Source organism: Mesorhizobium sp. WSM4847 (genome assembly GCF_055811335.1).
The window spans coordinates 244399-252678 of the sequence record NZ_JBVVPY010000009.1 but is presented as its reverse complement, the minus strand read 5'-3'; the positions used below and the strand labels follow the sequence as shown (position 1 = coordinate 252678).

General features: G+C 62.0%; 9 protein-coding genes and 1 pseudogene. 6 read left to right on the top strand and 4 right to left on the bottom strand.

What is annotated here, in order from left to right; genetic code table 11:
• Positions 1–260: 260 nt before the first annotated feature.
• From AC0L28_RS15985 to AC0L28_RS15975, 3 genes are all read left to right on the top strand, one after another.
• Positions 261–512, top strand: a complete 252-nt coding sequence (locus AC0L28_RS15985; RefSeq protein WP_023798583.1) for a type II toxin-antitoxin system Phd/YefM family antitoxin — start codon at positions 261–263, stop codon at positions 510–512.
• A complete protein-coding gene (locus tag AC0L28_RS15980) occupies positions 509–943 on the top strand; it encodes a type II toxin-antitoxin system VapC family toxin (protein ID WP_128168168.1) in 435 nt (144 codons plus the stop codon). Before AC0L28_RS15985 ends, AC0L28_RS15980 begins: the two co-directional genes overlap by 4 nt.
• 306 nt (positions 944–1249) lie before the next feature.
• A complete protein-coding gene (locus AC0L28_RS15975) occupies positions 1250–1552 on the top strand; it encodes a DUF982 domain-containing protein (protein WP_023798581.1) in 303 nt (100 codons plus the stop codon).
• Between the two features lie 72 nt (positions 1553–1624).
• On the opposite strand, the pseudogene AC0L28_RS15970 reads toward AC0L28_RS15975, so the two are convergent.
• Together AC0L28_RS15970 and AC0L28_RS15965 are read right to left on the bottom strand one after the other, a co-directional pair.
• Positions 1625–1807, bottom strand: a pseudogene (locus AC0L28_RS15970) (winged helix-turn-helix domain-containing protein); the annotation flags it as partial.
• An 84-nt stretch (positions 1808–1891) separates the two neighbouring features.
• Positions 1892–2575 carry a TetR/AcrR family transcriptional regulator gene (locus AC0L28_RS15965; RefSeq protein ID WP_245277644.1) on the bottom strand — a complete coding sequence of 228 codons (684 nt, stop codon included), beginning with the start codon at positions 2573–2575 and terminating at the stop codon, positions 1892–1894.
• Positions 2576–2706: 131 nt separating this feature from the next.
• Between AC0L28_RS15965 and AC0L28_RS15960 the strand changes: the two genes are divergently transcribed.
• Genes AC0L28_RS15960 through AC0L28_RS15950 form a run of 3 tightly spaced genes read left to right on the top strand, consistent with a single transcriptional unit; the run spans position 2707 to position 5648 of the window.
• A complete protein-coding gene (locus tag AC0L28_RS15960) occupies positions 2707–3732 on the top strand; it encodes an efflux RND transporter periplasmic adaptor subunit (RefSeq protein WP_287173736.1) in 1026 nt (341 codons plus the stop codon).
• Positions 3733–3738: 6 nt separating this feature from the next.
• The gene (locus AC0L28_RS15955; protein WP_287228155.1) at positions 3739–4980 is read left to right on the top strand and encodes an ABC transporter permease; all 1242 of its coding nucleotides are present in this window, start codon (positions 3739–3741) and stop codon (positions 4978–4980) included.
• Positions 4977–5648 (top strand): ABC transporter ATP-binding protein, encoded by a 672-nt coding sequence (locus AC0L28_RS15950; protein WP_023798577.1) that lies wholly within the window; start codon positions 4977–4979, stop codon positions 5646–5648. Before AC0L28_RS15955 ends, AC0L28_RS15950 begins: the two co-directional genes overlap by 4 nt.
• A gap of 69 nt (positions 5649–5717) precedes the next feature.
• Here the strand turns inward: AC0L28_RS15950 and otsB are convergent, their stop codons facing one another.
• Together otsB and AC0L28_RS15940 are read right to left on the bottom strand one after the other, a co-directional pair.
• Positions 5718–6479, bottom strand: a complete 762-nt coding sequence (gene otsB / locus AC0L28_RS15945; RefSeq protein ID WP_023798576.1) for a trehalose-phosphatase — start codon at positions 6477–6479, stop codon at positions 5718–5720.
• Positions 6476–8236: an alpha,alpha-trehalose-phosphate synthase (UDP-forming) gene (locus tag AC0L28_RS15940; protein WP_473478588.1), complete on the bottom strand. Its 1761-nt coding sequence runs from the start codon at positions 8234–8236 to the stop codon at positions 6476–6478. The genes otsB and AC0L28_RS15940 overlap by 4 nt, the downstream gene beginning before the upstream one ends.
• Positions 8237–8280: the final 44 nt, after the last annotated feature.

Genomic DNA, 8280 nt, shown 5'->3' with positions numbered 1-8280 from the left:
CATGCCCACCCGCTCGGCATCCTCGACACCAGGCGCATGAAGCTTGTCCGCCGCAGCGCTGCGGCGGACACGACAGGTGGAAAACTGTAACCCATGTATCCGGTTCAAAGTGTTACCCATCTTTCAACTGGACAGCCTTCGCAAAAGATTTCGCCAATGATCGCGTTTCGGAATGGCCTGTTCTCCGGGAAGTGTCCACTTGTAATAGACGATGGATTTGCTAAATGTAGTTGCGTGCAACCACAAGGGAGGCAACAGCAGTGAAACACATCAACATTCGCGAAGCCAAGGCCACTTTGACGGCTCTCGTCGATGCCGCCGAGGCCGGCGAACCGATCACGATCACGAGGCACGGCAAGCCAGTGGCCGCTATCGTTCCGATTGAAGAAGCGAGGAAGATTTACCCCGAGAAGCCCAGCCTTGCGGAATACCTGCTGTCGTTCCCCGGTTGGCCCGAGGGCTTCGAACCGGAGCGCGACCGCACCCAGCAAAGCCGCGAGGTTAACCTTTGACCGCATACCTTTTCGACACCTCGGTGCTGTCGGCGACCGCGCCGGGAAAGCCTCCGCTGCCCCCGAATGCGGCAGCTTGGCTATTGCAGCAGACGGGCAACTTGTTTGTGCCTGCCTTTGCCCTCCACGAACTTCGGAGAGGCATCGCCAAGCTCGACCGCTCGGGAGCAACAGCGAAGGCTCTGACGCTAATGGCGTGGCTGCAGGGCATCACGACGGACTACAGCGCGGAAATCTTGCCGATCGATGCGGCGGTGGCGTTGGAGGCAGGCCTCATGGAAGACGCCGCCACAGCCGCAGGGAGTCATCCAGGGCTGGCTGACATTCTCATCGCCGCGACCGCTAAAGCGAACTCCTTGACGCTCCTGACTGGGAACCTGAGACACTTCCAGCCCTTAGGAGTTCCTTGCCTCGATCCACTGACGCTTTGACTGAGAAGAGATCCCAAAGGGGTCTGCTGCGGCTAGCCAAATCCGGCTGCGTAATCCGCATACCTCAAATGCGGGATGAGCGCGTCCAGGCTCCGTCTCGGGATAATTGAAGTCCCAGTGCGGCGGCGGGCAACGGTTCGTCACATGTTTGTCACGTTTGGTGATTCGATTTCGGTCGAGTGATGTGAAAGACTTCGTTTTTGGCCCGAGTTTTTTCATCATCGGGTTCTGTTTGCCGGAAACACATGGTCAGCAGCAAGTTCAAAAGGTTCGATCAGGCACATAACGATCGACCGGGAGGAAACAATGGATCGCCTGCAATTCTTTACGCCTGTGCGTATTTCGCGCGGGCAGGAAAGTCCTGCCGAAGAGATTGATAGCGTAGCCGAAGCGATGGAGTTCTTGCGTAGATGGCCAGTCGGCCGGCGTGGGCCAGTCTACCAATGCGCGGTGAATTGCTGCTCCGCGGCTCTGGCGGGCGGGATGTCGGCAGAGGAAGCAAGGAAGGCTTTTACCGGCTTCGCCCGCATCACGCGCTTGCTCGACGACGACATGGCTCTGCCGATAGGCGGCGGCAATGTTGATAGCGTGCATGCGCTGAGGCGATGAACGTTCCTGTTTGACCCCTGCCAGTAACTTGACCCTGCCAAGAACTCGGCAAAGTCACGGCACCTCGAAAGATCACTGCACCTCGACCCGGGTAGCGAAGACGTAGCCGGCGCCCCGCTCGGTGACAATGAGTTTCGGCTCGCTCGGGTTGACCTCGAGCTTGCGGCGCAGTCGCAATATCTGCACATCGATACTGCGGTCAAACACCTCTTCGTCGTGACTCCTGCTGGCGGCGAGAAGCTGCTCGCGGCTCATCTTTCACTGACCCCCTGATTTGGACTGCACCGGTATACGAGGCGCGGTGAATTTGCTGCTCCGCGGCCTTGCGGACTCTGCGGCTCACGGGCCTGATTCGAGGAAAGCCCGGGCAAACCCGGGTTGCGCTGCTTCTATCGTTCCATCGGGCAGCTTCAAAAGCCGGTCGATCGCGATGCCGTAGAGCCGCAGCCGATCGTCGAGCAGCCGCGCCGCTTCGTCGATATTGCCCTGCTCGGCTTTCAGCAGGGCGCGGTGCATTACATCCCGAAAGATCAGCCGCAGCTGCAAGAACATCTCGGCGAAGGCTTCCGGGTCGGGCACGTCGAAGATGCCTTCGTCGCTGCCTTTCCTGAGCAGATCGGTGATTATCGGCATGGCCAATTCCCTGGCCGCCTGGTCGACCCGATGGAAGAGGGCAAGGTTCTCGGGCCGGAACAGGACGAAAAATGTCTTGCGCATTTGCGGGGCAAGCTCGACGTTCAGCCGCCGCGAGCCGGCAAACAGGGCATTGAGCCGGCCAAGCCCATCGAGTGAGGGATCGTTGAGCAAGGGCTGCAACTCGGTGAAGCTGTCGCGGGCGAGACGTGTGGCGAGCGCCTCCAGCAGGGCCTCTTTCGATGCGAAATAGTGGTAGAACGCGCCCTTCGACAGGCCGGCCTCGCGGATGATGTCGTTCACCGTCGTGTTGTCGTAGCCGCGCTCGAAGAAAAGCCGCTGGGCGCAGTCGAGGAGCTCGGCGGATCGTATCTCCGGCGGCTTTATCACTCGGGGCAAATCGAACCTCACAAAGTGCAGGTGGAGCAAGAGGAGCACGAACCGGAGCTTTATGCAACTTTTATAGACCGACGGTCGGTCTAGTGCTATTATCTGTCACCGCAGGACATTCGGATTCGATCATGAAGGAGAGTCTCTTGCGACGGATACGCTGGACGGCCAGCATCGTTGTTGTCGCGGCCGCGGCTGCTTTCGGCGCCTGGTATCTGTGGCAACCGGCCAAGGTTTCGCTGGTGACGCCACAACGCGGCGACGCGGCGGAAGTCGTTTACGCGAGTGGCTCCGTCGAGCCGCGAACCTGGGCCAAGGTAACTCCGGTGGTTCGCGAAAGGATCGTCGAGCAATGCAATTGCGAGGGATCGAGGGTTGCACAAGGCGACGTGCTCGCCAGGCTCGACGACAGCGAGGCCCGGGCCGTGCTTGGCGAACTCGAGGCGCGTCAAGCGCTTGCCCAGGAAGAGCTCCGGCGGCTGACGGTGCTTGCCGAAAGGCGTGCGGCGAGCCAGCAGGCTCTCGATCGTGCGCAGAGCGAGCTCGGCCAGATCGAAGCGCTGGTCGCCGGACAGAAGGCGCGACTTGACACCTACGTGTTACGCGCGCCGAGCGCCGGCGTCGTGCTCAGGCAGGACGGCGAGGTGGGTGAGGTCGCCGAACTCGGCACGGTGTTATTCTGGGTCGGCGAGCCGAAGCCGCTCCTGGTGGTCGCCGAGGTCAACGAGGAGGACATACCCCGGGTCGAGGTCGGCCAGCGCGCGTTGCTTAAATCCGACGCGTTCCGCCAGCAGAACCTGGAAGCGGTGGTCGACAGCATCACACCCAAGGGCGATCCGGTGACGAAGACCTATCGCGTCCGTTTCCGCCTGCCGGACGATACGCCGCTTCGTATCGGCATGTCGACCGACGTGAACATCGTCATCCGCGTTTCGAAAAACGCGCTGTTGATCCCATCCGTTGCTGTGGACGGGAATAAGGTGTTCGTCGTCGAAGGCGACAAGGCCTGGCAACGTGAAATCCGAACCGGCATTCGCGCCACCAATGGCATCGAGGTTCTCTCGAGTGTCGAGGAGAGGGCTCGCGTCATCTCGCCCTATCCCGCCGACCTCGCCAACGGCGCGCGCGTGAGCATCACCGGCGCCCAGGAGCGATGAAGCAGGATGCCGCTCATCTTCGACATCGCCCTCACGCACATTGCCGGCCGCGGTCGCCAGACGCTGGTTGCCGTGATCGGCGTTGCGGTCGGTGTCGGATTCTCCATTGCCATGGCGGCGCTGATGCAGGGTGGGCAGGACGATTTCGTCAGGCAACTCGTCGACACGATGCCGCATGTCGACATCACCGACGAGCAGCGCACAGCCCGCCGTCAACCGGCCGAGGATGCTTTTGCGACTGTCGCGATTTCCGGGCTCAGGCCGCGCGACGATCGCCGCGGCATCATCAACCCGACCGCCGCGACCTCCTGGCTGGAGAGCTGGATTCCCGGTCGGTTCGCGGCAAGCCTCAAAACGCAGGGTGTGATCCGCTTTTCCAGCCGCGAAGTCGGCGCGGCGATCATTGGCATCGAACCGGAGCGCGAGTCCGGCGTGTCGCCGATTGTCGGAAATTTCGTCGAAGGCAGCTTTTCGGCGCTTGCCGCGGGCGGCAACAACGTGCTCATCGGCGACACGATGGCGAGCCGGCTCGGCGCCGGGTTCGGCGACACGATAACGGCGGTTTCTTCCGAGGGACTGTCGCGCAACTTCAAGATCGCCGGCCTGTTCCACACCGGCACCACCGCGCGCGACGAAGGCGAGGCCTATGTGCTTCTGAAAAACGCGCAGATCCTCTCGGCGCGTCCGAACGCCATCAACGAGATCCGCATCAAGCTCGACGATCCTGACCGCGCTCCGGCGGTGGCGCAGCGTGCCGAGGCCGAACTGGGCTACAAGGCGGTGGCGTGGCAGGAGGCCAATGAATCGATCCTCGAAGCGCTCGTCGTACGCAACGTCATCATGTACACCGTTGTCGGCGCGATCATGCTGGTCGCTGGCTTCGGCATCTACAACATCATCTCCACCATCACGCACGAAAAGGCGCGCGACATCGCCATCATGAAGTCGCTTGGCTTCCCGGAGTCCGACATGCGCCGGCTCTTTCTGCTGGAAGGCGTCGCGATCGGCGCTGCCGGCTCCGTGCTCGGCGGGCTGCTCGGCGTCTCCATGACCTATGCGCTGTCGCTGGTGCGTTTCGAGATCGCCGCGACCGGCCAGGAGATGACCCGGCTGCCGATCGCCTGGAGCTTGATGCACTACGTCATCGCGTCGGCCTTCGCGCTGGGCTCGGCGGCAGTGGCCGGCTACCTGCCGGCGCGTCGTGCGGCGCGCCTGAACCCCGTCGAGATCATCAGAGGCGCGTCATGAGCGCACTCATCGAGACCGAGAAACTGACCCGCGTGTTGCCCGAGACGGTTCCCGTCACGCTGGTCAAGGACATCACGCTGGCGATCAACAAAAGGGAATTCGTCGCCGTCACCGGTCCCTCCGGCTCCGGAAAATCGTCATTGCTCTACCTGCTCGGTCTGCTCGACCGGCCGACCGCCGGGACGTTGACAATAGGCGGCCGCGATGCCGAGCCGATGAATGAAAGGGAGCGCGCGCGGACCAGGCTTTCGATGCTGGGCTTCGTGTTCCAGTTTCATTTTCTGCTGCCGGAGTTCACGGCGCGCGAAAATGTCGAAATCCCAATGCGCAAGCTTGGCCGGCTGGCGCGGCCTCAGATGCGGGAACGGGCCGGGGAACTGCTTTCATCCCTGGGGCTCGGCGAACATCTCGACAAGCGGCCCGACCAGCTCTCTGGCGGCCAGCGTCAGCGCGTCGCGGTGGCGCGCTCGCTCGCCAACGACCCGCCGCTTATCCTCGCCGATGAGCCGACGGGGAGCCTCGACAGCAAGAGCTCGGAGCAAGTCTTCGCAATTCTTGAGAATCTGGTGCGCGAGCGCGGCAAGACCGTCGTGGCAGTTACGCATGATCTCGACATGGCGGCGCGCATGGATCGCCGCATTCACATCGTGGACGGGAAGATCGGCTGAACCGGAACCAATCGGCGTTGATGGGATTAGCCATGGCGCGAGCCTGTCTGATGATCACCGGGATCGCGATCAGGACACCCACGCCGCGCCGAAATTGGCCTCGAGCCAGGCTATTGCCTGGGTCACGTCGTCCAGAACATAGCTTGCAGCCGTCGGTCCGCGCGCCTTCACGCGGATAGAGATGCCGTTGCCCTCGTTTATTGCCTCGAAACCGTTTTCGTCCGAAGTGTCATCTCCGAGGAATACGGGCCGCCGGCCGGCAAAGGGCTGGATTTCCATGAAACGCCGGATGGCAGCTCCTTTGACGGCTTCCAGCGGCATGAGTTCCACGCCAGCGTTTCCGGCAATCACGCGGTACCCCCGCGGAAGCTGCGTCAATGCTTGTTCGACAAGCTGCGTTGCCCGGGCAAGCAGTTGCGGCGCAGCGCGGGTATGGATGGCCAAGACTGGCCCCTTGCGCTCGACATAGACCTTGCGTCCACCCAGTTCGGCCTCAATCTCGTCGGCAAGAGCCGCGATATCCGCCGGAGCGTCGGCAAGGTCGACTTGACCGTCCGCCGTTAACCGATGCTCGAGGCCGTATAGCCCGGCAACGCGCAGTTTCAGGGGATGAAACAATCTGTCCGCGGCAGAGACCGAACGCCCGGTGATGAAGGCGAGGGCGCCGCCCAGCCTTCGCTCTATATTTCCGAGAAGCTGACGCAGTTCATCACCGACGAACACAGCGTCGGGATGAGCGGCATGTTCCAGCAAGGTGCCGTCGATATCGAGAAAAAGCGCCCATTGCCCTTCCGGCAGGTCGGGGGCCAGCGGCAGTCGTAGGTCCGTCACGACGCCGCCTTTCGTGCCCGCTCGAAGATGGAAACGACGTTGTTGCTGTTGGATGGCCGCTCGCCGTTGCCGGTCACCCCGCGTTTGCGAAGGCGCGCAGCGTCCAAGAGCATGCTGCCGGCCCAGCGATACACATTATTGTCGCGGATCATCTCGCGCATGGGCCGCATGCGCTCGCGCTGCTCGTCCGGCGTCATGGTCAGCGCCTGCAGCAGCGCCTCGCCCATCATGGTCGCATCATAGGGGTTGACGATCAGTGCCTCCAGCAGTTCGCGCGAAGCGCCGGCAAAGGTGCTGAGCAGCAGCACGCCCTGTTCGTCGTCGCGCGCCGCGACGAATTCCTTGGCCACCAGGTTCATGCCGTCATGCAGGCTGGTGACCATGCATATGTCGGCGGCGCGATAGATCTCGTAGACCTGCTCCTGCGAATGATGTTCGGCGAGCATCAGGACGGGACTGTAGTTGTCGCTGCCGTAGCGCTGGTTGAGCTCTTCGGCAGAGCGATGGCATTCGTCATGAAGTTGCTGGTAGGCCGGCAATGTGCCCCGGCTCGGCGCCGCGACCTGCAGGAAAACCACTTTGCCTACCCATTCGGGATATCGCGTGAACAATTCGTCCAAGGCGTGAAAGCGATCGGGAATGCCTTTGGTGTAGTCGAGGCGCTCGACGCCGACGCACAGTTTGACGTTCGCAGGCAGCCCGAATCTTTGGCGCACACGGGCACGGCATTCCTCGACGGCCGGCAATCTTGCCAGCAGTTCGGCCGGCCATTCTATGGAGATGGGGTAAGCGTGGACCAGAGTCGTTTGCCCGCCATAGGAGATCGCCGCGTCCGCCCGTTCTATCCGGCTTTCCAGGATGCGATCGACGCTCTCGGTGAAATTATTGGCATGAAACTGCGTATGGAAGCCGATGATGGAGCTGCCGAGCAAACCTTCCAGGATCCCTTCACGCCATGGACAGATGCTGTACACTTCCGAGTTCGGCCATGGGATATGCCAGAAAGTTATGATGATCGCCTCGGGCAGGCGCTCACGGATCATGCGCGGCAAGAGCGCGAAATGGTAGTCCTGGACCAGCACGATCGGCCGCTCGTTGCGCGCTTCGGCAACCACCGTGTCGGCGAACTTCCGGTTGACGGCTTCATAGGCCTGCCAGTCCGACGCCCGAAAAATCGGGCGGGTGAAGGCGATATGACAAAGCGGCCACAGGCCTTCATTGGCGAAGCCTAGATAATAGGCCTGGTATTCTTCCTCGCTCAGCCAGACCCTGCGCAGCGTGTAGGACGGATTGCCGGGCGGCACTTCAACCCGGTCGTTCTCATCGACGGTAAGACGGTCCGCTGTTCCGCCGCCATACGCAATCCAGGTGCCGGCACAGGCGCGGGTGATCGGCTCAAGTGCCGAAACCAGCCCGCTGGCCGGCACCAGGAGCTCGATGCCATCATTCCTGGTGTTGTGGATGTAGGGCTCGCGGTTGGATACGACGATCACCTGCGTCTCCGGCAGATCGTCGGCCAGGATCTTGCGCAAGGTGTCGGGCGACCATGTGATCAGCGCTGCATCGGCCGAGTGGCCATTCTTTTCAAACTCCCGCAGCACCGTGCGAGCCGCTTCCGAAGCCAGGTCATCGCCTGGGGAGGATGCGGCCGCAGGTATGTGGCGCCGGCGGGATATCGAGAACACCAGGGCAACAGCGGAAAGGCCAAGGCTTGCAATGATTAGAACCCAGAGTACCTCTGTGCCAAAGTCTGACATGGGAACAACGATCTTCTCCGGCCGGTCGGTGGCCCTTTTGATTG

Excerpts from the sequence above, each read along its gene's own strand:
- AC0L28_RS15975 (WP_023798581.1), top strand. The coding sequence starts at position 1,250 with ATGGATCGCCTGCAATTCTTTACGCCTGTGCGTATTTCGCGCGGGCAG.
- AC0L28_RS15960 (WP_287173736.1), top strand. The coding sequence starts at position 2,707 with ATGAAGGAGAGTCTCTTGCGACGGATACGCTGGACGGCCAGCATCGTT.
- AC0L28_RS15955 (WP_287228155.1), top strand. The coding sequence starts at position 3,739 with ATGCCGCTCATCTTCGACATCGCCCTCACGCACATTGCCGGCCGCGGT.
- AC0L28_RS15950 (WP_023798577.1), top strand. The coding sequence starts at position 4,977 with ATGAGCGCACTCATCGAGACCGAGAAACTGACCCGCGTGTTGCCCGAG.
- AC0L28_RS15940 (WP_473478588.1), bottom strand. The coding sequence starts at position 8,236 with ATGTCAGACTTTGGCACAGAGGTACTCTGGGTTCTAATCATTGCAAGC.